This window comes from Pseudomonas sp. B21-009 (genome assembly GCF_024749345.1).
Taxonomy (GTDB): domain Bacteria; phylum Pseudomonadota; class Gammaproteobacteria; order Pseudomonadales; family Pseudomonadaceae; genus Aquipseudomonas.
Map to the genome: position 1 here is coordinate 2,019,331 of NZ_CP087199.1, position 25,009 is coordinate 2,044,339.

At 64.6% G+C, this 25,009-nt stretch carries 23 protein-coding genes and 1 pseudogene; 12 read left to right on the top strand and 12 right to left on the bottom strand.

Translation table 11 applies throughout. From position 1 onward, the window contains the following. Positions 1 to 25 precede the first annotated feature (25 nt). Positions 26 to 346, bottom strand: coding sequence for a YqjD family protein (locus tag LOY34_RS09280; RefSeq protein WP_045201351.1), 321 nt, complete (start codon positions 344 to 346; stop codon positions 26 to 28). A 131-nt stretch (positions 347 to 477) separates the two neighbouring features. Here LOY34_RS09280 and LOY34_RS09285 point away from each other — a divergent pair, with 131 nt between their 5' ends. After that, positions 478 to 732 carry a hypothetical protein gene (locus LOY34_RS09285; protein WP_045201352.1) on the top strand — a complete coding sequence of 85 codons (255 nt, stop codon included), beginning with the start codon at positions 478 to 480 and terminating at the stop codon, positions 730 to 732. Positions 733 to 753: 21 nt separating this feature from the next. Here LOY34_RS09285 and LOY34_RS09290 read toward each other — a convergent pair whose 3' ends face one another. Further along, positions 754 to 1,230, bottom strand: a complete 477-nt coding sequence (locus tag LOY34_RS09290; protein WP_195883486.1) for an LEA type 2 family protein — start codon at positions 1,228 to 1,230, stop codon at positions 754 to 756. 133 nt (positions 1,231 to 1,363) lie between these two features. On the opposite strand from LOY34_RS09290, the pseudogene LOY34_RS09295 reads away from it, so the two are divergent. From LOY34_RS09295 to LOY34_RS09305, 3 genes and pseudogenes are all read left to right on the top strand, one after another. Then, positions 1,364 to 1,870: pseudogene (locus tag LOY34_RS09295) on the top strand (RNA polymerase sigma factor); the annotation flags it as partial. Between the two features lie 4 nt (positions 1,871 to 1,874). Further along, the gene (locus tag LOY34_RS09300) at positions 1,875 to 2,753 is read left to right on the top strand and encodes a FecR domain-containing protein (protein ID WP_230090831.1); all 879 of its coding nucleotides are present in this window, start codon (positions 1,875 to 1,877) and stop codon (positions 2,751 to 2,753) included. Positions 2,754 to 2,871: 118 nt separating this feature from the next. Beyond that, positions 2,872 to 5,307: a TonB-dependent receptor gene (locus LOY34_RS09305; RefSeq protein ID WP_195883487.1), complete on the top strand. Its 2,436-nt coding sequence runs from the start codon at positions 2,872 to 2,874 to the stop codon at positions 5,305 to 5,307. A 1-nt stretch (position 5,308) separates the two neighbouring features. Here the strand turns inward: LOY34_RS09305 and LOY34_RS09310 are convergent, their stop codons facing one another. Then, a complete protein-coding gene (locus LOY34_RS09310) occupies positions 5,309 to 6,199 on the bottom strand; it encodes a LysR family transcriptional regulator (RefSeq protein WP_045201356.1) in 891 nt (296 codons plus the stop codon). 100 nt (positions 6,200 to 6,299) lie between these two features. Between LOY34_RS09310 and LOY34_RS09315 the strand changes: the two genes are divergently transcribed. From LOY34_RS09315 to LOY34_RS09340, 6 genes are all read left to right on the top strand, one after another. Beyond that, positions 6,300 to 7,379 carry a polyamine ABC transporter substrate-binding protein gene (locus LOY34_RS09315; protein WP_195883488.1) on the top strand — a complete coding sequence of 360 codons (1,080 nt, stop codon included), beginning with the start codon at positions 6,300 to 6,302 and terminating at the stop codon, positions 7,377 to 7,379. A 21-nt stretch (positions 7,380 to 7,400) separates the two neighbouring features. Beyond that, a complete protein-coding gene (gene speB, locus LOY34_RS09320) occupies positions 7,401 to 8,360 on the top strand; it encodes an agmatinase (protein WP_195883489.1) in 960 nt (319 codons plus the stop codon). A 152-nt stretch (positions 8,361 to 8,512) separates the two neighbouring features. Further along, the gene (locus LOY34_RS09325; RefSeq protein WP_408980913.1) at positions 8,513 to 8,800 is read left to right on the top strand and encodes a hypothetical protein; all 288 of its coding nucleotides are present in this window, start codon (positions 8,513 to 8,515) and stop codon (positions 8,798 to 8,800) included. A gap of 30 nt (positions 8,801 to 8,830) precedes the next feature. Further along, positions 8,831 to 9,979, top strand: coding sequence for a PQQ-dependent sugar dehydrogenase (locus LOY34_RS09330; RefSeq protein WP_045201359.1), 1,149 nt, complete (start codon positions 8,831 to 8,833; stop codon positions 9,977 to 9,979). Between the two features lie 183 nt (positions 9,980 to 10,162). Then, complete coding sequence (gene zapE, locus LOY34_RS09335; RefSeq protein ID WP_195883491.1) at positions 10,163 to 11,281, top strand: cell division protein ZapE; 1,119 nt, start codon at positions 10,163 to 10,165, stop codon at positions 11,279 to 11,281. Between the two features lie 10 nt (positions 11,282 to 11,291). Then, positions 11,292 to 11,876, top strand: a complete 585-nt coding sequence (locus tag LOY34_RS09340; RefSeq protein ID WP_195883492.1) for a DinB family protein — start codon at positions 11,292 to 11,294, stop codon at positions 11,874 to 11,876. Here LOY34_RS09340 and LOY34_RS09345 read toward each other — a convergent pair. The 4 genes from LOY34_RS09345 to LOY34_RS09360 are packed head-to-tail and all read right to left on the bottom strand — an operon-like array spanning position 11,873 to position 15,329. After that, complete coding sequence (locus LOY34_RS09345; protein WP_195883493.1) at positions 11,873 to 12,307, bottom strand: YqaA family protein; 435 nt, start codon at positions 12,305 to 12,307, stop codon at positions 11,873 to 11,875. The genes LOY34_RS09340 and LOY34_RS09345 overlap by 4 nt on opposite strands. A gap of 10 nt (positions 12,308 to 12,317) precedes the next feature. Continuing rightward, complete coding sequence (locus LOY34_RS09350) at positions 12,318 to 12,746, bottom strand: DUF411 domain-containing protein (protein ID WP_045201363.1); 429 nt, start codon at positions 12,744 to 12,746, stop codon at positions 12,318 to 12,320. A 14-nt stretch (positions 12,747 to 12,760) separates the two neighbouring features. After that, entirely contained in the window at positions 12,761 to 13,627 is an 867-nt protein-coding gene (locus LOY34_RS09355; RefSeq protein ID WP_195883494.1) for a copper resistance protein B, read from the bottom strand. Continuing rightward, a complete protein-coding gene (locus tag LOY34_RS09360; protein WP_195883495.1) occupies positions 13,620 to 15,329 on the bottom strand; it encodes a copper resistance system multicopper oxidase in 1,710 nt (569 codons plus the stop codon). The genes LOY34_RS09355 and LOY34_RS09360 overlap by 8 nt, the downstream gene beginning before the upstream one ends. Before the next feature lie 156 nt (positions 15,330 to 15,485). Between LOY34_RS09360 and LOY34_RS09365 the strand changes: the two genes are divergently transcribed. Continuing rightward, complete coding sequence (locus LOY34_RS09365; protein WP_230090832.1) at positions 15,486 to 16,661, top strand: sterol desaturase family protein; 1,176 nt, start codon at positions 15,486 to 15,488, stop codon at positions 16,659 to 16,661. Positions 16,662 to 16,732: 71 nt separating this feature from the next. Next, positions 16,733 to 17,479 (top strand): SDR family oxidoreductase, encoded by a 747-nt coding sequence (locus LOY34_RS09370; RefSeq protein ID WP_258664636.1) that lies wholly within the window; start codon positions 16,733 to 16,735, stop codon positions 17,477 to 17,479. Here the strand turns inward: LOY34_RS09370 and LOY34_RS09375 are convergent, their stop codons facing one another. From LOY34_RS09375 to LOY34_RS09395, 5 genes are all read right to left on the bottom strand, one after another. Continuing rightward, a complete protein-coding gene (locus LOY34_RS09375) occupies positions 17,480 to 19,573 on the bottom strand; it encodes a PAS domain-containing sensor histidine kinase (protein WP_195883497.1) in 2,094 nt (697 codons plus the stop codon). A gap of 82 nt (positions 19,574 to 19,655) precedes the next feature. Next, positions 19,656 to 21,605, bottom strand: coding sequence for a PoNe immunity protein domain-containing protein (locus LOY34_RS09380; protein ID WP_230090833.1), 1,950 nt, complete (start codon positions 21,603 to 21,605; stop codon positions 19,656 to 19,658). Positions 21,606 to 21,671: 66 nt separating this feature from the next. Then, on the bottom strand, positions 21,672 to 23,081 hold the full coding sequence (mapR, locus tag LOY34_RS09385; protein ID WP_045201498.1) for a GntR family transcriptional regulator MpaR: 1,410 nt from the start codon (positions 23,079 to 23,081) through the stop codon (positions 21,672 to 21,674). Between the two features lie 41 nt (positions 23,082 to 23,122). After that, positions 23,123 to 24,535, bottom strand: a complete 1,413-nt coding sequence (gene ccoG / locus LOY34_RS09390; RefSeq protein ID WP_195883498.1) for a cytochrome c oxidase accessory protein CcoG — start codon at positions 24,533 to 24,535, stop codon at positions 23,123 to 23,125. Positions 24,536 to 24,656: 121 nt separating this feature from the next. Further along, positions 24,657 to 24,896 (bottom strand): DUF3203 family protein, encoded by a 240-nt coding sequence (locus tag LOY34_RS09395; RefSeq protein ID WP_045201370.1) that lies wholly within the window; start codon positions 24,894 to 24,896, stop codon positions 24,657 to 24,659. Between the last annotated feature and the right edge of the window lie 113 nt (positions 24,897 to 25,009).

Here is a 25,009-nt window from a genome sequence, read left to right on the forward strand (position 1 = left end):
GGAGCGAGCAGGACCTGCGATGCGTTTATGGCCTGCGCCCCAGCAGCAAACCGACCACCAGGCCAAAGCCTGCCGAAATCGCCACCGTCTGCCACGGATGGCCGCCGATGTAGTCCTGGGTGGCCTCGACCACCGGCTGCGCCTTGCTGCGCACGCCAGTGACCGCGTCGCGGGCCTGTTTCAGTTTCAGTCCGACCTGGGCGCGCAGGGTTTCGGCTTCTTCGCCAACCAGCGCGGCGCTTTCGCTGAGCAGTTTTTCCGACTCCTCGATCAACGCCTGCAGCTCACTGAACGCCTGGTCCTTGATTTGCTCGGCATCGCTTTGCACGGTGGTTTTCCTGGCCATGGGTGCTTCCTCGTCAGTTGATGGGCATTGAACAGTGGATGCCGGCGGGCGCTGAAAGTTGCAGCGGTTTGCCGGGCATCGGCGGCTACAGTGTAAGATAGCGCCTATTTTCTAGCGGCAGGACACCCCTCATGAGTTTCAATCTGGCCAACAAGAGCTTCGCCGAACGGGCGCAGATCGAGGACGAGAAAGCACGCCTGTTCGAGCTCTGGCAGACCAACCTGGGCAAGGCCAAGGCCGATGCGGCGCGAATCATCGCCGAAAAGCCGCGGCGCAAGGGCAAGTGGGCCGAATGGGTGCGGGCAGAGCTGGACGGCATGTCGCCGCCCGAGTACGCCAACATGGTCCGCAGTGAAGTCAACAAGCTGATGGCCGCAGCCAAGTAAGCCCCCGGGCCCATCACGCCATCACCAGGTGGCGTTGGCTGGCTGTGGCAGGTTGAGCCGGCCGCTGTCACTGAAGCGCCGGGTCCCGAAGGCGCCACCGGCCAGTTTGCCGCGCACCGTGTACGGCAGGCCATCGAGGCTGCGCACCTGGCTCAGGCCCACGGCCTGGCGCAGTACCGAGAACGCGGTGATGCTCACCGGCACTACCAGTACCTGCTCGCTGAAACGCCCGATGCTGCCACTGCGATCGCTGACACCGGCCGCCAGCGGCTGGCCATTGACCTCAAGGTTGAGGGCGATGCCGTTGTAGTCGATTGCGGTTTCGTTGGGGTTCTGCACACGGATCTTCACCGCCATGCGCAGTTCCAGGTCCTGGCCGGGCAGGGGCTCGATGCCGATCACGCTGATGTTCACCGGGTCGCGGGGCTGCAACAGGGCGCAGGCGTTCAAACCGCCGATCAACAGCAGGGCCAGGCACAGGCGTAAGTATCGGGTCACGGCATAGCTCCAGCGCAGGAAAACAGCCCCGAGTGTGGCAAATGCACAGCGGCGTTGAAAGTGCTGTACGTTATGAAAGATACTTGTTCTCATTAACGTCCGCTAATTCTTCCCACTGGCCATCGAATCCTTCATGTTGACGTCTCCCGTGTCCGGGCTGCTTGCAAGCTTCCAGGAACATTACGATGACCTGCTGCAGTTCCTGACCCGGCGCATGAGCGACCGCCAGCGGGCCGCCGACGTCGCCCAGGAAACCTACCTGAAACTGGTGAAGATCGAGCAGCAGGACCTGCCGGTGCTGCATGCACGCAGCTTCATCTTTCGCGTGGCCGGCAACCTGGCCATCGATACCTTGCGCCGCGAACAACGCATGAGCAGCAGCCTCGACGACAGCGAAGCGGCGCGTCAGGTGCCATGCCCGGCGCCGGCACCGGAAGCGGCGTTGCTCGCCAGTGAGCGCCTGGAGCTGCTCGATGAAGCCTTGCTGCAACTGTCGGCCAACGCCCGTCAGGCCTTGCTGCTCAACCGCGTCGAAGGCCTGACCCAGGCGCAGATTGCACAACGGCTGGGCGTTTCCGAGAGCATGGTGGCAAAATACATCGGCCAGGCCCTGCGCCATTGCCGCGACTGGCTCAAACACAACCATGACTGACGCCTACGCCATGCCTGCGCCGCAACCGATCAGCGATTTGTCCGATGATGCCCTCGACTGGCAGGTGCTGCTGCATTCGGGCAACGCCAGCGCCGCTGACCGCCAACGCTACCAGCGCTGGTGTGCGCTGAGCCCGGCGCATGCCGAGGCTGCGGGTGAAGCCGAGGCACTGTGGGCAGACCTGGGGCAGACCCGGGCGGCGGCAGAAGTAGCCGCGCCGGCGCCACGTTGGCGGCGCTGGGGCTCGGCCGTGGCCGCCTCGCTGGTGTTGGCGCTGGTCGGCTATGGCGGTGTGCAGCAGGCGCCGGCCCTGCTTGCCGACTACCACACCGGGGTGGGCCAGCAGCAGCGCATCACCCTTGCCGATGGCTCGCAGGTCACCCTCAACAGTGGCAGTGCGCTGTCGGTGGAATTCAGCAGTGGTGAGCGCCGCGTGCTGCTCAAGGCCGGCGAGGCCTTGTTCGAGCCTGCTGCCGACCCGCGGCCGTTCGTGGTCGATGCCGGCGCCGAGCCGGTGCAGGGCAGCGCTGCGGTGTTCAGCGTGCGCCGTGATGGCGTGCGCAATCGCGTGGTGGTAGCCCAGGGCCAGGCGCAGGTAGGCGGGCAGGTGCTGGAAACCTCGCCCGACGCCCGCGCGCAAACCGCCTGGCAGCGCGGCAAGCTGATCTTCAACGGCAAGCCGCTGCGCGAAGTGCTGGCCGAACTTGAGCGTTATCAGCACGGGCGCATCGTGCTGTCGGATCAGCAACTGGCGGCGCTGCAGGTCAGCGGGGTGTTTGACCTGAACGACCCTGAAGGCTTGTTGCGCACCCTTGAACAGCGCTATGCGCTGAAGGTTACCTACTTGCCGTGGCTGGCTGTGGTGTACTGACCCGCAGTACTGAAAAATATTTTCGAATTCCCATTGCAAGTTCTTCTTCGCCCAATCGTCGTAGTGAGACTGATCAGCAATCCATTCTCATTTACAACCATTTGCCTGGAAGAAAACAGTGAAGGGTCCGCTCAAGCCAATCGCCCGTTCCACCGGTTATTTCAAACACGTCCTGCTAGCCTCGACCGCCGTCGCCGCGTTGCTCGGCACTCTGCAGGTGCACGCCGCCGACCCGGTAAAAGCCGCCAGCACCCAGCAGGAGCGTGAAGTATCCCTGGACTTGCCTGCGCAGAACCTCGACCAGGCACTGACCGCCTTCGCCGACCAGGCCGGCCTGCACCTGCTGTTCACCAGCCAGGATGTGGCGGGCCGGCAAAGCCCGGCGCTCCAGGGCCGCTACAGCATTGCCCAGGCCTTGCAGAGCCTGCTGGCCGGCAGCGGCATGAGCTGGCAGTTCAGCGCGCAGAATACGGTGATCCTGCGCAAGAGCGTGGCGGCGCAAAGCGTCAGCCTCAAGCCCATCGAAGTCAGCGTCGCCTCGCGTACCAGCACTTCGATCAGCGAAATCCCCGGTACTGTCTGGGTGGTCGACCAGCAGCAACTGCGTGAGCAGATCGACAGCGGCGTCAGCCTCAAGGAAGCTATCGGCAAGCTGGTCCCGGGTCTGGACCTGGCGCCGGAAGGGCGTACCAACTACGGGCAGAACATGCGCGGGCGCAATGTCCTGGTGATGATCGACGGCGTCAGCCAGAACAGCTCGCGGGGTTTGTCGCGCCAGTTTGACAGCATCTCGCCGTTCAACGTCGAGCGCGTCGAAGTGCTCTCCGGCGCCAGTGCCATCTACGGCGGCGGCGCCACCGGCGGCATCATCAATATCGTCACCAAGAGGGGCGAAGCAGGCCCGGCGCGCTTTGAAACCCAGCTGGGTGCCAGCAGCGGCTTCAACAACAGCGACGACCTGTCGACCCGCATCGCCCAGTCGATCAGCGGCGGCAACGAGCGCATCAATGCGCGCCTGGGTGTGTCTGCCGAGCAGAACGAAGCCTTCTACGACGGCGCCGGCGAGCAGATCTTCATCGACAACACGCAGACCGACCTGCAGTACAACCGCACCATCGACGTGCTTGGCAGCCTGGGCCTGAAGTTCAACGACGAGCAGAGCCTCGACCTGCTGGCCCAGTACTACGACTCGGGCAACCACGGCAGCACCGGTATCTACTTTCCCAACCTGAACTACAACGGCCCGTCGGATCTGGAAGACGCCGAGCTGCGCGGCGGCTACTCCACCGATCTTGAGCCGCGCACCAAGCGCCTGCTGCTCAACGCCAACTACCACCACAGCGATGTGCTCGGCCAGGACTTCTACCTGCAGGCCTCGTACCGCAAGGAAGACGACAACTTCTACCCGTTCCCGTACTACAACACCGGCAAACCGGCGGGCTCCAAAGGCGTGTACTTTGCCGCCTCGCAGCAGAACTTCGAAGTCAGCAGCCTCAAGGCGCTGTTCGCCAAGCAGTGGGACAGCCTCAAGCTGACCTACGGCGTGGACCTGGACCGCGAGCGTTTCAACGCCGACCAGACCACCTTCAATGCCCTGACGTCGTCCGAAAGCGGTGGCCTGGACCTGGATGAAGCCAGCAAGGCAGCACGCTACCCCAGCTACCGGGTCGACGGCATCTCGGCCTACGCCCAGCTGGACTGGAAGGCCACCGATAACCTGACCTTTTCCGGTGGCGCCCGGCGCCAGCAGATGGACGTCGATGTCGGCGACTTCAAGAACGTGCCCGGCGGCAACAACGACTACCAGGTCAACCTGTTCAACTTCGGCGCCATCTACGACTTCAAGAACGGTCACCAGGTCTGGAGCAACTACGGCGAAGGCTTCGACCTGCCGGACCCGGCCAAGTACTACGGCAAGCCGGGCCTGAGCGTCGAGGACAACCCGCTGGCCGGGATCAAGAGCCGCCAGGTGGAGCTGGGCTGGCGCTATGCCGACCTGGACTGGGACGCCCAGGCGGCGGTGTACTACATCTGGTCGGACAAGATCATCACCACCGACATGGCCACTTTGACCATCAATGTCGAAGAGCAGAAAAGCCGCGATTTCGGCTTTGAAGGCGCGTTGACCCGTCACTTCGAAAGCGGCTGGGAAGCCGGTAGCACCCTGCACCTGGTGCGCTCGCAAGAGCAAGACAAAGACGGCGACTGGATCAAGCGCGATGCCCGCTATGCGTCGCTGTCCAAGTCCACCGCTTTCGTCGGCTGGAAGGGCGATGGCCGCAGCGCCCGTTTGCAGGCCAACCACGCCTTCACCCTCAAGGACGATGCCGATCACACGATCAGCGGCTACACCACCTTCGACCTGCTGGGTAGCCAGGACACCGGTTTCGGCACCTTCAGCGCCGGTATCCAGAACCTGCTCGACAAGCAGTACAGCACCGTCTGGGGCCAGCGCGCGACGCTGTTCTACTCGCCGACCTATGGCCCGGCCTACCTCTATGACTACCAGGGCCGTGGCCGCACCTACACCCTGACCTGGTCGCTGGCCTACTGAGTCAGGCGAAGGCGGCCAGCAGGTCGGCTGCGAAGGCCTGCTCGGCATCACTGGCCACCTGGGCGCGGTGGCGCACCAGCACGAACGGCACGGCAAAATCCAGCGCCGGGTCCAGAGCCTGCAACAGGCCGCGCGCGACCCAGGGCTCGGCGTAGTGGCAGGGCAGATAACCGATGTGCCGGCCGGAGAGGATGAAGGCCAGCGCGCCTTCGACCTGCTCGGAACGGGCCGCGCCGCTGGTGCCGTCAAAGGGTTCCTGGCGGCTCTGGAAGCGGTAGGGGTGTTCGACCTGGTCGGCCTGTTGCAAGGCCGCCAGGCTGACCTCGGTTTGCCCGGCCAGCGGATGATGGCTGGCGCAGTACAGGCGCTGGTTTTCTTCGAACAACGGCGTGTAATCGAACGCTGCCTGCTTGCCGGAAAAATAGCCGATGGCCAGGTCCAGACGCTGCTGCAACAGCTGGCGCTCAAGGTCGGCTGGCATGGCGCTGACCAACTCCAGGCGCACCGCCTCGTCACGCTGGCGAAAACGCTCGATGGCCCGCGCCAGGCGCAAGGTCACGGTACTTTCCTGGGCTTCGGAAATGCCGATGCGCACCTCGCCGAGCAAGCGTCCGGCGACGCCGTTGGCCTGATGCCGAAACGCCTCGATCTGCACCAGCAGTTCGCGGGTGGCCTTGAGCAGCACTTCACCCTTTGCGGTCAGGCCAAAGCCGCCCTTGCCGCGGCGGCACAGGCGATAGCCCAGGCGGGTTTCCAGGCGCGCCATCTGCTGGCTGATGCTCGGCTGGCTCAAACCCAGCACGCCCTGGGCGGCGCTGAAGCCGCCGGCCTCGACTACAGTGACGAACAGCCGCAGCAGGTGCAGGTCGAGGTCGTGCAGTTGTCCCAGCATCAAACATTGCTCCATATGAATGTCAGGTTAACTGACTTGCCATTTTAGTAATGTAACCCGGCAGGCATGCTGGCGGCATCCACTGACAAAGGTGCCCGACATGCGTACATCCCTGTGGTTGTTGTCCCTGGCCCTGGCCTTGCCGGTGCAGGCCGAGGAAAAAGTCCTCAACCTGTACAGCTGGGCCGACTACGTCGCGCCCGAGACCTTGCAGCGCTTCGAGCAAGAAACCGGCTACAAGGTGCGCTACGACACCTTCGACACCACCGAAGTGCTGGAAACCAAGTTGCTCACCGGCGGCAGTGGCTATGACGTGGTGGTGCCATCTTCGAGCCTTTTGGCCCGGGCCTTGACCGCAGGTGCCTTGCAGCCGCTGCACGCCCAGGCCATGCCCGGCTACGCCAACCTCGATCCGGACCTGCTGGCCAAGCTGGCCGAGGTCGACCCTGGCAACCAGTACGCCGTGCCCTACACCTGGGGCACCCTGGGCCTTGGCATGAACCTTGAGGCGGTGCGCCAACGCCTGGGTGATGTGCCGCTGGACAGCCTCGACCTGTTGTTCAAGCCCGAGTACGCCAGCAAGCTCAAGGATTGCGGGATTGCCATGTCCGACTCGCCCCAGGAGGTGATCGGCGTCGCCCTGCATTACCTTGGCAAGGATCCCTATAGCCGTGACAAGGACGACCTGGCGGCCGCCCAGGCGCTGCTCAAGCAACTGCAGCCGTCGATCAGCTACGTCGCCAACGGCCGGCAGATCAACGACCTGGCCAACGGCAGCGTGTGCCTGGCGCTGACCTACAACGGTGATGCAGCCATGGCCGCCGACCAGGCGCACAAGGCCGGCAAGCCGTACCAGGTGATCTACCGCATCCCCCGCGAAGGCACGCTGATCTGGCAGGACAACCTGGTCATGCCCAAGGACGCGCCGCACCCAGAAGCGGCCCGCGCCTTCATCGCCTTCATGCTGCGCCCCGATTCGGTGGCGCCACTGACCAACACGCTGTTCTTCGCCAATGCCAACCAGGCCGCCACGCCTCTGGTGGATGAAGCGGTGCGCGGCGACCCGGACATCTACCCCTCGGCCGAAATACGCGCGCGGCTGTTTGCCGACCGCAGCATGAGCCTCGCCGACATGCGCCAGCGCACCCGCCTGTGGACCACCTTCCGTAGCCGCCAATAACAACAAACCAGGAGCCCGACCATGGACCTCGCCCCCGACAACGACCAGGCCATTACCCGCGAAAGCCTCTACGGCACCATCGCCGAAAACACCTTTGCCGGTATCACCAGTTTTTCGCGCCGGCGCTACAGCCGCGATTTGCGCGGCGTTGATGTGGTGGTCAGCGGCGTGCCGTTCGACACCGCCACCAGTAACCGCCCGGGTGCGCGCTTCGGCCCGCGGGCGATTCGTGCCGCCTCGGTGCAGCAGGCCTGGGCCCGGCACTGGCCGTGGGAGTTCGACCCCTTCGAGCACCTGGCGGTAATCGACTACGGCGACTGCAACTTCGACTACGGCAGCCCGCACACCGTGCCCGAGAGCATCCAGGCCCATGCCGAGCAAATTCTCGAAGCCGGCTGCGCCATGCTCACCCTGGGCGGCGACCACTTCATCAGCTACCCGCTGCTCAAGGCCCATGCACGCAAACACGGTCCGCTGGCGCTGATTCATTTTGATGCCCACAGCGACACCTGGCCGGACGAGGAGGGCCAGCGTGTCGATCACGGCACCATGTTCTGGCACGCGGCCCGCGAAGGCCTGGTAGACCCGGCGCGCTCGGTGCAGATCGGCCTGCGCACCACCAATGACGATACCCAGGGCTTTGCCGTGCTCGATGCCCGCCAGGTGCATCAACGTGGTACCCAGGCAATCATCGAAGCGATTCGCCAGCGGGTTGGCGAGCAACCGGTGTACCTGACTTTCGACATCGACTGCCTGGACCCGGCCTACGCGCCCGGCACCGGCACCCCGGTGTGTGGCGGCCTGACCACGGTGCAGGCGCTGGAAATCCTCGGTGGGCTGCGCGGCATCAACCTGGTGGGCATGGACCTGGTGGAAGTCGCTCCGGCCTATGACCATGCCGATATCACCGCCCTGGCCGGGGCCACCCTGGCCATGGAAATGCTTTGCCTGTACGCCGCGAAGCATAAGGTCGATGGCTGATCCGGTAACAAAATGAATCACCTGCGGGGCAAATCGAGGTTTCCCGGCGAACCTGTCGCGCCTTAGGCTATCCAACGCTTGGGCGCGCAGGTTTTCGGCGCCGCGTGTTGCCGGAGGTGAATACCGTGAACCGATCACTGACGGGCCTGGCCATGGCCCTGTTCTTGAGCTCGCCGCTGCAGGCGGCGCCTGTTGCCGCGCCGTTGCAGCTGGCGGCCAGCAACAATAACCCCTACAACAGCCCGATCATGCGCGCCAACCCCAACAGCCGCCAGGGCAGCGTGCCGGCCACGCCGCCGGTGCGCGGCCCGTCGACCCAGCCCAACCCGCGCCCGCCGTCCCTCGAGAACCGTGGTATCGGCAATGGCGAAAACATCCGCCGCGAACAGACCACCCCGCGCCTGGAACCCAGCCGGCCGCCGCGTGCGCCCGCACCCTGAATAACAGGCCCTCCCTGGAAGGAATCGCTGATGTCCCCACGCACCTGGCTACCCACTCTGATGACCGCGGCGCTGCTGCCGCTGCTGGCCCATGCCGCGCCCGAGCGCGACTTCAAGAGCGAGGAGGGCAGCGTCAAGGTCAGCACCCTCGCCGAAGGCCTGCGCAATCCCTGGGCCCTGGCGTTCTTGCCGGACGGCCAGGGCATCCTGGTGACCGAGCGCGCCGGCAACCTGCGCATTGTCAGCCCCGAAGGCAAGGTCGGGCCGCCGCTGGGCGGCGTCCCCGAAGTCTGGGCCAAGGGCCAGGGCGGTTTGCTCGACGTGGTGTTGTCACCGACCTTCAAGCAGGACCGGATGGTCTACCTGTCGTATGCCGAAGGTGGTGGGGAGGGCGGCACGGCCGGTACCGCGGTGGGCCGCGGGCGCTTGTCGGCCGACAGCGCCAAGCTTGAAGACTTCAATGTGATCTTCCGCCAGCAGCCCAAGCTCTCCAGCGGCAACCATTTTGGCTCGCGCCTGGTGTTTGACCGCGACGGCTACCTGTTCATCGCCCTGGGCGAGAACAACCAGCGCCCGACCGCCCAGGACCTCGACAAGCTGCAGGGCAAGGTGGTGCGCATCCTCCCGGATGGCACGGTGCCCAAGGACAACCCGTTCGTCGGCCAGGCCAACGTGCGCCCGGAAATCTGGTCGTTTGGCCACCGCAACCAACAGGGCGCGGCGCTCAACCCCTGGACCGGCGAGTTGTGGACCAACGAGCATGGGCCCCGTGGTGGCGATGAGATCAACATCCCCAAGCCCGGCAAGAACTATGGGTGGCCGATCGCTACCCACGGCATCAACTATTCGCTGATGCCGATCCCGGAGGCCAAGGGCGAGCATGTCGAGGGCATGCTCGACCCGCACCATGTCTGGGAGAAGTCCCCGGCCATCAGCGGCATGGCGTTCTACGACAACCCGCGCTTCAAACCCTGGGATCACAGCCTGTTCATCGGCGCCCTGGCGGCGCAGGAACTGATTCGCCTGGAGCTCAAGGGCGACAAGGTGGTGCATGAAGAGCGCCTGCTCGGCGAGCTCAAGGCGCGGATTCGCGACGTGCGGGTAGGGCCGGACGGGTATCTGTACCTGCTTACCGATGAGACGGATGGGGCGCTGCTCAAAGTCGGGCTGGATCTGTAGAGACCTTGTGGGAGCGGGCCTTGCCCCGCGATCAAGCGCGCAGCGGTGGTATCTCAGACAACATCCGATGTGCTGACTGAACTGGCCTCATCGCGGGGCAAGCCCGCTCCTACCAATGGTGGTAGCACTTGCCCCGCGATGCCCCCCGCCGCAGAATGCCCCCTTTTGCGACGGACGCCGCGCATGTCCTGCTTCACCGAACAGTCCCCGCTGACCCGCTACCAGCAGGCCATTGCCAGCCAGGGGTTTGTCAGCGATCCGGCCCAGTTGCAGGCCGCCACCGCCCTGCAAACCTGCTTCGAGGCCCTGCAACGCGGCGAAACCCCGCAGGGCGTGTACCTCTGGGGGCCGGTTGGGCGCGGCAAGACCTGGCTCATGGATCAGTTCCACGCCTGCCTGCAGGTTCCGGCCCGGCGCCAGCATTTTCATCACTTCATGCGCTGGGTGCATCAGCGCCTGTTCCAGCTCAATGGCACCGCCGAGCCCTTGCAGGCCCTGGCCTTGTCCCTGGCCGAAGAAATCCGCGTGCTGTGCTTTGACGAGTTGTTCGTCAACGACATCGGCGATGCGATCATTCTCGGCGGGTTGTTCCAGGTGCTGTTCGAGGCCGGGGTGGTGATCGTGGCCACCTCCAACCAGCCGCCCGGGCAGCTCTACAGCGACGGTTTCAACCGCGAGCGCTTCCTGCCGGCGATTGCCGCCATCGAGCAGCATATGCAGGTGGTGGCAGTGGCGGGTGAGCAAGACCATCGCCTGCATCCGGGCGCGCGGATACAGCGTTACTGGATTACCGAGAAAGGCCAGCCCGCAGCCCTGGCGCAGGTCTTCGAGCAACTGCGCGATGAGCAAGCGGCGACTGAACAACCCTTGCTGATCGGCTCACGCCAGCTCAGCGTGGTGCAACGCTGCGAGACGGTGCTCTGGTGCCGCTACGCCGACCTCTGTGAGCAACCCTTCGCCGCCATGGATTTCATGGCCCTGTGCGACAGCTTCCAGGCCATTCTGCTCGGCGAGGTACCGGCGCTCGGCGCCCGCCAGCGCCCGGCGAAGATCGCCCGCGGCACCGAGGACGGCGCCCGGCGGGTGGTCGCCGGCGACCGCGAGCTACCGCAACTGTCGGTGCATGACGACAGCGTGCGGCGCTTCATCGCCCTGGTCGATGAATGCTACGACCGGCGGATCGCCCTGTACCTGGAAGCCGAGGTCGCCCTGGAAGCGCTCTACACTGAAGGGTATCTGGAGTTCCCGTTCCGGCGTACGCTCAGCCGCTTGCGGGAGATGCAACTGCAACGCTTCTGCTGAGGAATCGATCATGGCCGAGCCTCTTTCGCGCCACCTGCTGACCATGGCCTACCAGAACGGCTGGGCCAACCACCGGGTGTACAAGGCCTGCAGGCAACTGAGCCAGGATGAGTTCGTCGCCCCGCGGGCGAGCTTTTTCCCGTCGATCAAGGCGACCCTCAACCACATCCTCACCGTCGACTGGTTCTACCTGCAGGCCCTTGAGTGTGAGCAGCGCGGCGAAGCGCCAGACCCGGACAGCGAGCGTTTTTTCCAGCCCGAGGAGCCTTTTGCCACCTGCCTGGAACTGCACGCCGAACAGTTGCAGGCCGATCACCGCCTGATCGCTTACTGCAGCCAGTTACGTGACGACCAGTTGCAGCGCTATGTGAACATCGTGCGCCCCGACTGGGTGCAGCGCGAACAACGCCTGCGCCTGCTCTCGCACCTGTTCGAGCACCAGATCCACCACCGTGGCCAGGTGCACGCGATGCTCAGCGACACCTCGGTGCGCCCGCCGCAACTGGATGAATTCTTTTGTGAGGATGAAGCGCACCTGCGCGCCCAGGACTTTGCCGAACTGGGCTGGACCGAGGCGCAGATCTGGGGGCGCTAGTGCTGCATCCAGCCCAGCGTCAGCAGCGCCAGCACCAGGTAACGCCCGGCTTTGGCGAGGGTGACCAGCACTAAAAAGCGCCAGAACGGCTCGCGCATGATCCCGGCAATCAGCGTCAACGGATCGCCGATCACCGGCATCCAGCTCAGCAGCAGCGACCACTGGCCATAACGCTGGTAGCGCTGCTGGGCCTTTGCCAGTTGTGCGGGCTTGAACGGGAACCAGCGCTTGTCGCGCAGGTGCTCGATGCCGCGGCCCAGCAGCCAGTTGACGATCGAACCGAGCACGTTGCCGGCGGTGGCGATCAGCAACAGGCTGATCAGCGCCTCAGGTTCGCGCAGCAGCAGGCCGACCAGCACCGCTTCCGATTGCAGCGGCAGCAAGGTGGCTGCGCCGAAGGCGCTGAGAAACAGTGCCCAATAGCTGAGCATCAAGGCCTGATCAGTAGTTGGCGACCACTTCGTCCTTGCCCTCAAGGGTCAGGCCGATGACCTGGTAGGCGTCCTTGTGGTCGCCCATTTCCATGCCCGGCGAGCCCATGGGCATGCCCGGTACGGCCAGACCCTTGAGGTCGGGACGCTTGCTCAGCAGCTTGATCTGCTCGGCCGGCACATGGCCTTCGACGAACTTGCCGTCGATCACCCCGGTATGGCACGAGGCCAGGCGCGGCTCGACGCCCAGGCGCTGCTTGAGCGCGCTCATGTTCGGCTCGACATGGTCGTTGACCGTGTAGCCGTTGTCGTGCAGGTGCTTGATCCAGTCCTTGCAGCAGCCGCAGTTGGGGTCACGGTAGACATCGATGGTCGGCCCGGCCTGGGCCAGGGTGCTCAGGGCCAGCAGGCCGAAGGCGACGATTTTCTTGCTCAGCATGTACTTCTCCACTTCTAGAAACGCAGGCGAACTCCGGCGACCAGGCGGGTCTGGCCGATATCGCCGTGCTCATCACGGATTTGCTCGGCGTTGTTGCCGTAGGCCCGGTTGACGCTGATGCCCAGGTACGGGGCAAAGCCACGGGTGATTTCGTAGCGCAGGCGCAGGCCAATCTCGCTGTCGGCAAGGCCACTGCCCTGGTCCCGGGTGGCGTCGTTGCGGCCATAGAAATTGGCCTCCAGCGACGGTTCGAGGATCCAGCGATTGCTCAGCAGGATAGCGTAACTGCTCTCCAGGCGCAGCGCGGTTTGCTGACGTTCGCCGGCATACAGGGTGGCTTGCAGCTCCAGCCCGTACAGCGGCGTGCCCTGGATGCCGAAGGCGGCCCAGGTCTGGCCAGTGGCCGGCTTGAAGTCCTGGCGCAGGCCACCGACCAGCTCCCACCAGGGGCTGATGGCATGGCCCCAGAGCGCCTGCAGTTCGGCCTTGTGGGTCACGCCCTGTTCGCGTTCGCCTTCGCTGCGCAGCCACAGGCGGTCGACATCGCCGCCGATCCAGGCGTTGGCGTCCCACTTCAGGGCGCTGCTGTTGTCGAAGTTCTGGTACTCCAGCTGCTCGACCGTCACGGCCCAGTTGGTCTGCTGGTCGTGGACCTGATGACCGGGCAGGGGCGGGAAGGCCGCCTGGCGGTCGGCGTCGGTGATCGGCCGTAACGGCGTGCGCGGCGAATCGGATGCCATGCTGTGGTTCATGCCTTGCTGGGGCATGGCACCGTGGCCCATGGCGGCGTGATCCATGGCCTCGGCACGGGCCTCTTCACTGGCCAGCAGGGCGAGCAGGGCGAAGCCGCCGAACAGCGGCCGAACAATGGGCTTATTCATCGACGCGTACCTCGCGGAACATGCCCATCTCCATGTGGTAGAGCAGGTGGCAGTGATAGGCCCAGCGGCCCAGGGCGTCGGCGCTGACCCGGTAGCTACGGCGGCTGCCCGGCGGGATGTCGACGGTGTGCTTGCGCACCTGGAAGCGCCCGTGTTCGTCTTCCAGGTCACTCCACAGGCCATGCAGGTGGATCGGGTGGGCCATCATCGTGTCGTTGACCAGGGTGATGCGCAGGCGCTCGCCGTAGGTCAGGCGCAGCGGCTCGGCGTCGGAGAACTTGATGCCGTTGAACGACCAGGCGAAGTGCTCCATGTGTCCGGTCAGGTGCAGTTCGATTTCCCGGGACGGCTCGCGGCCATCGGGGTCGGCGAAGGTGCTTTTCAGGTCGGCGTAGGTCAGCACCCGGCGGCCGTTGTTGCGCAGGCCAATCCCTGGGTCGGCGAGGTTGGGCCTGGGGTTCATGGTCTGCATGTCCACCAGCGGGTTGCCGCTTTCGCTGGCTGGGTGTTGCTGCATGCCGGTCATTTTCGAATGGTCCATGCCGGCCATCTGGCTGTGGTCCATGGCGCCCATCCCGGCCATGGCGCCGTGGCCCATATCGGCCATGGTCAGGATGGGACGTGGGTCCGGCTCTGGCACCTCGGCGCTCAGCCCGTTGCTGCGCGCCAGGGTACCGCGGGCGTAGCCGCTGCGGTCCATGCTCTGCGCGTACAGGGTATAGGCGGGCAGGTCGCCGACCCGCACCAGCACGTCATAGGTTTCGGCCACGGCGATGCGCAGTTCATCGACCTCGACTGGCTCCACCGGCTGGCCATCGGCGGCGATCACCGTCAGCTTAAGGCCCGGAATGCGAAAGTCGAAATAGCTCATCGCCGAGCCGTTGATCAGGCGCAGGCGCACAGTGTCGCCGGGCTGGAACAGGCAGGTGAAGTTGCCATCCGGCGGCTGGCCGTTGAGCAGGTAGGTGTAGGTAGCGGCGCTGATGTCGGCAAGGTCGGTGGGGCTCATGCGCATGGCTGCCCAGGCCTTGCGTTCGGCGACGGTTTGCTGCCAGCCATCTCTGGCGACATCGTCGATGAAGTCGCCAACGGTGCGCTTGTGGTAGTTAAAGGCGTCGGACTGCTTTTTCAGGGTCGCCATCAGCGCCTCGGGGGCCTGGTCGCTCCAGTCGCTGAGCAGCAGCACGTAGTCGCGCTGGTAGCGATGGCCTTCGGGTTCTTTGGGGTCGATGACGATCGCGCCGTAGACCCCGGCCTGTTCCTGCAGGCCGGAATGGCTGTGGTACCAGTAGGTGCCGCTCTGCTGCAGGGTGAAGCGGTAAAGGTACTCGCCACCGGGCTCGATGCCGGCAAAGCTCAGGCCCGGCACACCATCCATGTTGGCCGGGAGGATGATCCCGTGCCAGTGCAGCGAGGTCGGCTCGCCCAGGCGGTTGCGCACCCGCAGGGTCACGGTATCGCCCTGACGCCAGCGCAGGGTCGGGCCGGGCAGGCTGTTGTTGATGGTCAGCGCCGTGCGCGGGCGGCCGGTAACGTTGACCGGGGTCTGGCCGATGAACAGCTCGAAGTGCTCGCCGCTCAGCTCATTGGCAAACACAGGGGGCGCGGCAAATGCCGGCAAGCGCCAGAGGCCGAGGCCGGCCAGGGCGCTACCGGCGGCGAAGCCCTTGACGAAGGTGCGGCGGGTCGGGTGTCGAAGCATGGCTGCCATTCCAGGGGCGGGGATGGCACGACCTTAGCCAGTGCTGACTGTCAGCAAACTGAGCAGTGCATTACAGATTTGTCAGCTGGCCCGGCAGGTACGCGTTCACTTGTGGTCGCAGGTCGGTATACTCCGCGCCGCACGGAGCCCACCACTATGAAGGATCAGCGATTCATGCAGGCAATCAAGGCCTATTTCAAACGCCACGGCCACGACCCGTTCAAGCTCGGCCAGGGGCGTATCAGCGGTTACCTCTCGGCCGCCCTGGGGCTGCTCAGCCTGCTGGCGGTGCTGTGCTTCCTGTTTCCGCAGTGGCTGACCTTTGCCGAGTTTCGCAAGGTCTACAGCGTGCACTTTGCCCGTACCGCGCTGCTGATCGGATTGATCCTGGCCTTCGCCCTGGGCACCCTGAACATTCTCCTCAACAAGCGCAAGCGCCTGGGCTTTACCGGCATCAGTGCGGCAGGCCTGGCGATGTTTCTCGGCGGCACCAACATCCAGACCGAAACCATCGGCCAGACCCCATACTCGCTGGGCCTGGACTGGTTTGTGCTCGCTCTGCTGGTATCGGCGGTGATCTTCATCCCGCTGGAAAAACTCTACGCCAAGGACCCGCAGCAAAACATCCTGCGCCCGCACTGGCGCACCGACCTCAGCTACTTCTTCGTCAGCCATATGCTGGTGCAGTTCATCCTCATCTTTGTCACCGCCTCGTCCAGCTGGCTGGCCGGCTGGGTGCTGTCCGATACCTTGCAGGCCAAGGTGCAAAGCCTGCCGATCGTGGTGCAGTTCTTGCTCGCGGTGTTCGTCGCCGACCTCGGCCAGTACTGGCTGCACCGCTTGTATCACGTGGTGCCGTGGATGTGGCGCTTTCATGCCGTGCATCATTCGAGCACGCACATGGACTGGCTGGCCGGTTCGCGCATTCATTTCTGCGAGATCCTTCTGACCCGCACCGGGGTGTTGGCGCCGCTGATCCTGCTGGGCTTTTCGCCCCAGGCGATGAACGCTTACGTGATCCTGGTCGGTGTGCAGGCGGTGCTGGCCCATGCCAACGTGCGTATCGACGGCGGCTGGCTCAACTACCTGCTGGTGCTGCCGCGCTATCACCACTGGCACCACGCCCGGCACAAGGATTACATCTACAAGAACTACGCGATCCATACGCCGCTGGTGGACATGCTGTTCGGCACCTTCAAGCTGCCGCCCAAGGAATGGCCGGCGCGATACGGCGTGTTCGGCAAGGACCTGCCTGAAGGTATCGTGCGCCAGCACCTGTACCCGCTGCGCAAGGCCGAAGTCAAGGCACCGGTACCGCCACCGGCTGCCTGAAGCGGCTTTGTGCCCGGCCCCTGACTGCGTTAGCCTTGAGGGGTCAACGCCATTGGGGGCAAGGAGTATCCATGGACAAGGTTATCGTGATCACCGGCGCCAGCCGCGGCATTGGCGCTGCCACCGCACGCCTGGCCGCGCGCGCCGGTTACCGTATCTGCATCAATTACCTGCGTGACGACGAAGCCGCCCAGCGGGTGCTGGCCGAGGTCCGTGAACTGGGTGCCGAGGCCATTGCGGTGAAGGCCGACGTCAGTGTCGAGGACGAGATCGCCCAGCTGTTCCAGCGCGTCGATGCCGAGCTGGGCCCGGTCACTGCGCTGGTCAACAACGCCGGCACCATCGGCCACCAGAGTCGGGTCGAAGAGGTGTCGGAGTTTCGCCTGCTCAAGCTGATGAAGACCAACGTGGTCGGGCCGATGCTGTGCGCCAAGCACGCGCTGCAGCGCATGTCGACCCGCCATGGCGGGCAGGGCGGCAGCATCGTCAACGTCTCGTCGGTGGCCGCGCGCCTGGGCTCGCCTAACGAATACGTCGACTATGCCGCCTCCAAGGGCGCGCTGGATACCTTCACCGTCGGCCTGGCCAAGGAAGTGGCCGGCGAAGGGGTACGGGTCAATGCCGTGCGCCCGGGTTACATCTTTACCGACTTCCACGCCCTCAGCGGCGACCCGCAGCGGGTCAGCAAGCTGGAACCAGGCATCCCCATGGGCCGCGGCGGGCAGGCCGAGGAAGTCGCCGAGGCGATCCTCTGGCTGCTGTCAGACCAGGCCTCGTATTCCACCGGCAGCTTTCTGGACCTTGGTGGCGGGCGCTGATCAGCCGATCATTTCCTCGATACGCTGGGCCAGGGTGTCGAGGCTGAACGGCTTGGTCAGCACCCGGGTAGTGGGCTCGAACACGCCGCTGCCGAGCACCGCCTGCTCGGCGTAGCCGGTGATGAACAGCACCTTCAATCCGGGCCGCAATTGGCGGGCGGCGGCCACCAGTTGCTGGCCGTTCATGCCGCCGGGCAGGCCGACATCGCTGATCAACAGGTCGACGCCCGCACCCTTTTTCAGGGCCGCCAGGGCGCTGTGGCCGTTGGCGAATTCTATTCTGGCGCAGCCCAGTTCCTCGAGTACTTCGCCGACCAGCATGCGAATGGTTGCTTCGTCATCGACCAGCATCACCGTCATGTCGCGCAGTTCACGTTGCGGGCGGGCCGTTGGTTTCGCTTCGCTAAGCGGCAGGCTGGCGCTGTCCAGGCGCGGCAGGTACAGGTGCACGCTGGTGCCCTGGCCAGGTTCCGAATACACCCGCACCTGGCCACCGGACTGACGGACGAAACCATAGACCATCGACAGCCCCAGGCCCGTCCCCTGGCCCACCGGCTTGGTGGTGAAGAACGGATCGAAGGCGCGCGCCAGCACCTGCGGTGACATGCCGCTGCCGTTATCGCTGACGCTTAAGGCCAGGTAGTCACCGGGCTTGAGGTCCAGGTGCGCGGCGACTTGCTCATCGGCTGGCAGATGACGGGTTTCGATGCTGATCCTGCCCCCGCCCGGCATGGCGTCGCGGGCGTTGATGCACAGGTTGAGCAGGGCGTTTTCCAGTTGCGAGGCGTCGATGTTGGCTCGGCAGGATGCGCTGGAGGTAAACACCTCGATGTCGATGTGCGGGCCGACGCTGCGGCGGATCAGCTCAAGCATGCCGCCGACCAGGCGATTGACGTCGATGGTGCGCGGTTCCAGGGTCTGGCGCCGGGAAAAGGCCAGCAGCCGGTGAACCAGGGATGCGGCGCGGTTGCACACATCCTGGGCGGTGCGCAGGTAGGGGGCGATCTGTTCATGGCGCCCGCGCCCGAGCAGGTTGCGCGACAGTTCGAGCGAGCCGCTGATGCCGGTCAGCAGGTTGTTGAAGTCATGGGCGATGCCGCCGGTGAGCTGGCCGACCGCTTCCATTTTCTGCGCCTGGCGCAGGGCTTCTTCAGTCTTGCGCAGGCGTTTTTGCTCGCGGACCCGCTCGCTGATGTCGTAGGCGAACAGGTAAGCGCCGATCAGTTGCCCATTGCTGTCATGCAGCGGGCTGAACCGCAGTTCGTAGTGGCGATGCTGCTCGCCCTCGCCAAACTCGGCAATCTCGACGAATGCCTCACCCTTGAGTGCGCGGGACCATAGTTGCAGGCCCTGGGCGCAGTCTTCGGCACGGCTGGCCATGAGCGTCGGCAGGCTGTCGCCGACGCTGGGTACTTGCTCGAAAATTCGCTGGAATTCGTCACGCGCGGCGCGGTTGATAGCCAGCCAGCGCATGTGCAGATCGACCACCTGGATTTGCGCCAGGGTCGCCTCGACCACATCGGTGAGAATCTTGCGCTCTGCCAGCGCCTGGGCCACCCGCTGTTCAAGTTCCTGGTTGAGGCGCTTGAGTTCGGATTCGGCACGTTTGCGCGCGGTGACATCCTGGAACAGTACGGCGACCTGCTTGCGGCTGGCCGGCTCCAGGCGAAAGGCGCAGATGTCCAGGTGGCGGCCGGTGGCTACCAGCTCCTGCTCGAAGCGGATCGGATTGCCGCTGTGCAGCACCGGTCCATAGCGGGCAATCCATCCATCGGCCTCATCGGGCACCATCTCTCGCAGCTTCTGCCCGACCACATTGTCGATACCGGCATGCTTGGCGTAGGCAGCGTTGGCTTCGACATGAACGTAGTCGCTGAGCGGGCCGTGGGGGCCGTCGAAGAACTCGATGATGCAAAAGCCTTCGTCCATGGCCTCGAACAGAAAGCGATAACGCTGCTGGGTATCGGCCAGGGCCTGCTGGTCAGGTGCAGGCCCGGCGCGGCTGCGCTCGGCGAGCTGGGCTGTGAGCAGATTGTTCTGCTGCTGCAACTGCTCAAGTTGCTGGCGCAGGGACTGCAGTTCGCTCGACGGCATGCGCGTGTTCCGGCCTGGGGATAGTGGCAAATGTAGCGTCCCGCGCAGCACTCAACAACTGCGCGGCCCCAGGTCAAGCGCTTCAGTGGCCGTGATAGCGCGCGCTGGCCCATTCCCACCAGAGGGCGTTGAGTTCGCAGTAGGGGGCAATGCGCCCGGTGGTTTCGGCGTACAGGTCGTCGCGGTCGAGTTTCGCCGGGATGAAGCCCAGGCTGCGCAGGTCGCGGTCGATCAGCGCCGCGCTGCTGGCCAGGGCCTTGATCGGCTGGCGCGGGTAGGGGCGCGGGTCTTCACCGTAATACACCTTGGCCGGGCCGAAAGGTACGCCCTCCAGGCGAGTATGACCGAGGTTGTTCAAAAAGCCTTCGGCAATGCTGCCGTCGGCGAAGATCACCTTGTAGGCCGCGCCGGGTACACCGCCGAGCTTGCCGTCGTCCAGGCTCAGCTCCAGCCAGTTGCTGGTGGCTACCGGGTTGATTTGCTCGCGACTGAGTTTGCCGCCATCACTGGCCGCTGGATGGGTACTGAACGTTCCGTGCTCGCGCAGGTTATCGACACGCCGCGACTGCGGTTTACTGGTTTGTGCCGGCACGCGGGTGCTGCTGCCCGAGGCTTGCGCCGAGCTGTTGCGCTGCACGGCAAGCCAGGGCATCAGGCGTTCGTCGATGCGTTCGATCAGGTCGTCAAGGTGTTCACCAGCCTGTTCCAGGTCGCTCAGCACCAGGGCCTGGCGCTGCGCGTCGAGGGCCAGGAAGGTCGCACTGGCGCTGACCGCAGCGATGATTTGCGCAAGCTCGCTGCGTAGCAACTCGGCGTCCAGGCTCTCTTCGAGCAGGGCATCCGGGCTGGTCTTCAGTTTGCAGTTGAGCAGTACGTGGCGCAGCAGGTCATAAAGCTGCTCGGCATGCTTTTGCGGGTCGCGATTGACCAGGCGCAATACCCGTTTGAGCCCGTGGCCAGGGCCTGGGACCCAGCCGAGCAGGGCCAGGGCGAGGTCGAAGAAGGCCTCGTCTTCTTCCTGCTGGTCGGCCGCCAGGTTCAGGGCCAGGATTGCTTCGACGGTGTCGTAGGCACTCAGGGCCTGGGCCAGGTGCGGGATGCTGCCGGCATCGATGGCGTCGGACAAGGTGACGCCGGCGGCCTTGATGTCGTAGGCGAAGTCTTCGTCGCTGTCGTCTTCGTCGTCTTCGTCGTCTTCGTCGGTCAGCTCTTCTTCGTCCTCCTCCTGATCGTCTTCAGCGTCGCCCAGGCACTCCCAGCGGATGCCCTGGTAGGCGGGCAGGCTGCGCGCGTGCGCGAGCAGCTCATGGGGGAAGATCACGTGCAGCAGTTCGCGGGTATCGATACCGTAGAGCAGGGCCACTGCCGCGGCCTCGAATGACCAGTAGCCGACGTAACCGCTGATATCGTCGCCATGGGTGTCGTACCAGCTGGCGTGCTCAAAGTGCTCGTACCACTGCTCGCAGTAGCCCTGCAGGCGGCTGGCCGCTTGCTCGGGGCTGGTGGCATAGATGGTTTGCACCAACGGCGTGGCGTAGTCCTGGTACCACGCATCGACGTCGTAGCGGTCGGGCAGGACCCGGTTCAGCAGGTCTTCATAGAGGGTGTCTTCTTCGGCATAGCCGCCGTTGTCCATCAGCGTGACGAAGCGTTCGAGCAGGTCCTGGCGACCGAGCAGAATGCACAGGCTGATGACCTGCATGCATTCGTGGTGTTCTTCACTATCGCCCAGATTCAGCGGAGCGACGTTGGCTTGCTCGGTGTACACGGCCATCTTGCGTTGCAGTTGCTCGTACTCGGCGACCAGCGCTTCGAGCAAGGCGGGCAGGGCCTCGATGTCAACGCCGGCGGTATAGCTGATCAGCAGTTTGTCCAGCGCCAGGCCCTTGAGGCTCTTGCCGCTGAACACTGCCTCTTGCTCGTCGGAGTCGGCTTGCAGGCGATTGTCGCGCAGGAATGCACGGCTCTCTTCGTCGTGTTCGAGGAAGCGCTCGTAACGCTGCGGCGTAAGAAAGTGCTGTCGCTTGTGCATGCCATCCATCCCTGGGAAATTCGAGCGCGCAGGGTGCCGCAAGCGCGCTCGAAGTACAACCGCCGATCAGAACGAGCGGACGATCTTGCCCAGGGTTTCCATGGCCTTTTCCGACTGCTCGGTCCAGGGGCTGCCGTAGTTGAGGCGGATGCAGTTGCGAAAGCGCCGGGTCGGCGAAAAGATCGGCCCGGGGGCGATGCTGATGCCTTGCGCCAACGCCATCTGGAACAGCTTGAGCGAGTCCATCTGTTCAGGCAGCTCCAGCCACAGGAAGTAGCCACCGGCCGGATGGCTGACCCGGGTCTGCGCCGGAAAATACCGGGCAATGGCCGCGAGCATCGCCGCCTGTTGCTCTTCCAGGGCATAGCGCAGCCGGCGCAGGTGCCGGTCGTAGCCGCCGTGCTGCAGGTAGTCGGCAATCGCCGCCTGGGCCGGCATCGAGGCGCACAGCGAGGTCATCAGTTTCAGCCGTTCGATCTTCTGCGCGTAACGCCCGGCCGCCACCCAGCCGATGCGGTAGCCGGGGGCCAGGCTCTTGGCGAACGAGCCGCAGTGCATCACCAGGCCGTCGGTGTCGAAGGCCTTGGCCGGTTTCGGCGCCTGCTGGGCGTAATACAGCTCGGCATAGACGTCGTCCTCGATCAGCGGCACTTGATGTTCGCGCAAGAGCTCCACAAGCTGCTGCTTCTTCTCTTCCGGCATGCTCGCGCCCACCGGGTTCTGGAAGTTGGTCATGCACCACACGGCCTTGACCGGGTGCTTGGCCAGGGTTTGCGCCAGCACCCCGAGGTCAATGCCTTCGCGCGGGTGCACGGGGATTTCCACCGCCTTGAGCTTGAGCCGCTCGAGGATCTGCAGGCAGGCATAGAACGCCGGCGCCTCGATCGCCACCAGGTCGCCGGGCTCGGTCACCGCCTGCAGGCACAGGTTCAGGGCCTCCAGCGCGCCGTTGGTGATCAGCAGCTCCTCCATGGGCAGCATCAGGCCGCCGACCATGTAGCGCAGGGCAATTTGCCGGCGTAGCTGCGGGTTGCCCGGCGACAGGTCGGTGACCACCATGCGCGGGTCCATCTCGCGGCTGGCGCTGGCCATGGAGCGGGCCAGGCGCGGCAGCGGGAACAGATGAGGGCTGGGAAAAGCCGAGCCGAAGGCCACGGTTTGCGGGTCCTTGATCGAGTCGAGGATCGAGAACACCAGCTCGCTGACATCCACCTCGGTGGACTCGCTGGCTTGCTCGATGATCTGCGGCTCGCTGAACTGGCGCGGCGCGTGGGCGTTGACGAAGTACCCCGAGCGCGGCCGGGCGCGGATCAGCCCGCGGCGCTCCAGCAGGTAGTAGGCCTGGAACACCGTGGACGGGCTGACGCCGTGGGTCTGGCTGGCATAACGCACCGACGGCACGCGCTGGCCGGGGCCGAGGACCCCGGAGCGGATCAGTTCGGCAATGTCGTCGGCGAATTTCTCGTAGCGTTTCATCATGGCTCGAAAGGTTTCGGATGCTCGGGCAGTGTATGGGATCAGCGGTTCAAAGGCGCAACAAAACGGCTGTGGGCGACGCTGCGCACACCGGGTTCGTCCGTATCGATCAGTTCGAAGCTGATCTCCTGGGAGCTGCTTTGCGGGCGATCGGCCAACATCGCTACCGACACCGGCAAGTCGCTCATTTCCCCGGCCGCCAGGCTGAATTCGGTCCTGCCGTGCAGTTCGAAGCCTTCGGCATCGAGCAGGCGCAGGCGGTAGTGCTGGGATTGCTGGGTCTTGTTGATGACCTTGAGGGTGTAGATGTTCTCGATCTGCCCGGCGTTGTTCTCACGGAACAGGCCACGGTCCTTGATCACGTCCATCGACACCATCGGCCGCTGCTGCAGGGCGATCACCAGGGCGCCGATCATCACCACCAGGGCGGTGACGTAGCCGAGCAGGCGCGGGCGCAGCCAGTTGGTGGTGCCGCCTTGCAGGGTGTGTTCGGACTTGTAGCCGACCAGGCCGCGGGCGTAGCCCATTTTGTCCATGATCGAGTCACAGGCGTCGATACAGGCGGCGCAGCCGATGCACTCCATTTGCAGGCCGTCGCGGATGTCGATGCCGGTCGGGCACACCTGCACGCACATATGGCAGTCGATGCAGTCGCCCAGGCCCTTGGCCTTGTGGTCGACTTCCTTCTTGCGCGGGCCGCGGGATTCACCACGGGCCGGGTCGTAGGCGACGGTCAGGGTGTCCTTGTCGAACATCACGCTCTGGAACCGGGCGTACGGGCACATGTGCATGCACACCGCTTCACGCAGCCAGCCGGCGTTGATGTAGGTGGCGCCGGTGAAGAACAGAATCCAGAACAGACTGACACCGCCCAGTTGCAGGGTGAACAGTTCTTCGGCCAGCGGCCGGATCGGCGTGAAGTAGCCGACGAAGGTCAGCCCGGTCAGCAGGCTGATGGCCAGCCACAGGGTGTGCTTGGCCGAACGCCGGGCCAGTTTGTTCAGGCTCCAGGGCGCGGCATCGAGCTTGATGCGCTGGTTGCGCTCACCTTCGGTGACCTTCTCGCACCACATGAAAATCCAGGTCCAGGAACTTTGCGGGCAGGTGTAACCGCACCAGACCCGGCCGGCGAGCACGGTGATGGCAAACAGGCCGAAGGCGCAGATGATCAACAACGCCGAGAGCAGGATGAAGTCCTGCGGCCAGAAGGTGGCGCCGAAGATATGGAACTTGCTGTCGGCCAGGTCCCAAAGCACGGCCTGACGACCGCCCCAGTTCAGCCAGACGGTGCCAAAGAACAGCAAAAACAGAAAACCCGCGCCAGCCAGGCGCAGGTTACGAAACAAGCCGGTGAAACTACGGGTGTGGATCTGTCGGTCACTGCTGGCAGGCTTCTTCTTGAAGGTGGAAGGCTCAGCAATTTCAACGATCTGGACGGGGATTCTATCGCTCATGGTTCGTCGCTCATCAGGCCTCGATCAGGCCAGAGCACTATGGCGCCCCATCTGTTTGCATAACAGGCTCAGGTATCTGGATAAAAACCGTATCAGATTTACCTTGGAAACTCCGCAGGCCTCAGATTATCGAGCCTTGCTCGGTCTCCTTGAGGTGCCTGCGACCATCCACCGCACCCGCTACAGTGAGGGCATCGGCTTCCTGTTCGGTGATTGGCACGCGCTTGCCTTCGAGCTCGGCAACCGACATGCGCAAGGCCTCGTCGGTGACGATTCGCACCTGCGTGGCCTCGCCCTGGATGTGCATGTCATCGCTGATCAGGGTGCAGCGCTGGTTAGTGGTGTCGATTTCAATAGGCATGGCTGTGTCCTCTTTACTCGGGTCCTATGTGTGGGACCGCACGGGTGCAGGGGATGCTGGCAGCAACCGATCAGCGGTCGGCAGCGCACTTGCCGCCAGTGGCGTTGTCCATC

Bases quoted from the DNA above. Each gene is read 5' to 3' on its own strand.
- LOY34_RS09380 (WP_230090833.1), bottom strand. From the start codon at position 21,605: ATGCACAAGCGACAGCACTTTCTTACGCCGCAGCGTTACGAGCGCTTC.
- speB (WP_195883489.1), top strand. From the start codon at position 7,401: ATGGACCTCGCCCCCGACAACGACCAGGCCATTACCCGCGAAAGCCTC.
- LOY34_RS09345 (WP_195883493.1), bottom strand. From the start codon at position 12,307: ATGCTCAGCTATTGGGCACTGTTTCTCAGCGCCTTCGGCGCAGCCACC.
- LOY34_RS09370 (WP_258664636.1), top strand. From the start codon at position 16,733: ATGGACAAGGTTATCGTGATCACCGGCGCCAGCCGCGGCATTGGCGCT.
- mapR (WP_045201498.1), bottom strand. From the start codon at position 23,081: ATGAAACGCTACGAGAAATTCGCCGACGACATTGCCGAACTGATCCGC.
- LOY34_RS09350 (WP_045201363.1), bottom strand. From the start codon at position 12,746: ATGCTGAGCAAGAAAATCGTCGCCTTCGGCCTGCTGGCCCTGAGCACC.
- LOY34_RS09395 (WP_045201370.1), bottom strand. From the start codon at position 24,896: ATGCCTATTGAAATCGACACCACTAACCAGCGCTGCACCCTGATCAGC.
- LOY34_RS09300 (WP_230090831.1), top strand. From the start codon at position 1,875: ATGACTGACGCCTACGCCATGCCTGCGCCGCAACCGATCAGCGATTTG.
- LOY34_RS09285 (WP_045201352.1), top strand. From the start codon at position 478: ATGAGTTTCAATCTGGCCAACAAGAGCTTCGCCGAACGGGCGCAGATC.
- LOY34_RS09365 (WP_230090832.1), top strand. From the start codon at position 15,486: ATGAAGGATCAGCGATTCATGCAGGCAATCAAGGCCTATTTCAAACGC.
- LOY34_RS09355 (WP_195883494.1), bottom strand. From the start codon at position 13,627: ATGAATAAGCCCATTGTTCGGCCGCTGTTCGGCGGCTTCGCCCTGCTC.
- LOY34_RS09360 (WP_195883495.1), bottom strand. From the start codon at position 15,329: ATGCTTCGACACCCGACCCGCCGCACCTTCGTCAAGGGCTTCGCCGCC.
- LOY34_RS09325 (WP_408980913.1), top strand. From the start codon at position 8,513: ATGGCCCTGTTCTTGAGCTCGCCGCTGCAGGCGGCGCCTGTTGCCGCG.
- ccoG (WP_195883498.1), bottom strand. From the start codon at position 24,535: ATGAGCGATAGAATCCCCGTCCAGATCGTTGAAATTGCTGAGCCTTCC.
- zapE (WP_195883491.1), top strand. From the start codon at position 10,163: ATGTCCTGCTTCACCGAACAGTCCCCGCTGACCCGCTACCAGCAGGCC.
- LOY34_RS09330 (WP_045201359.1), top strand. From the start codon at position 8,831: ATGTCCCCACGCACCTGGCTACCCACTCTGATGACCGCGGCGCTGCTG.
- LOY34_RS09280 (WP_045201351.1), bottom strand. From the start codon at position 346: ATGGCCAGGAAAACCACCGTGCAAAGCGATGCCGAGCAAATCAAGGAC.
- LOY34_RS09375 (WP_195883497.1), bottom strand. From the start codon at position 19,573: ATGCCGTCGAGCGAACTGCAGTCCCTGCGCCAGCAACTTGAGCAGTTG.
- LOY34_RS09340 (WP_195883492.1), top strand. From the start codon at position 11,292: ATGGCCGAGCCTCTTTCGCGCCACCTGCTGACCATGGCCTACCAGAAC.
- LOY34_RS09315 (WP_195883488.1), top strand. From the start codon at position 6,300: ATGCGTACATCCCTGTGGTTGTTGTCCCTGGCCCTGGCCTTGCCGGTG.
- LOY34_RS09310 (WP_045201356.1), bottom strand. From the start codon at position 6,199: ATGCTGGGACAACTGCACGACCTCGACCTGCACCTGCTGCGGCTGTTC.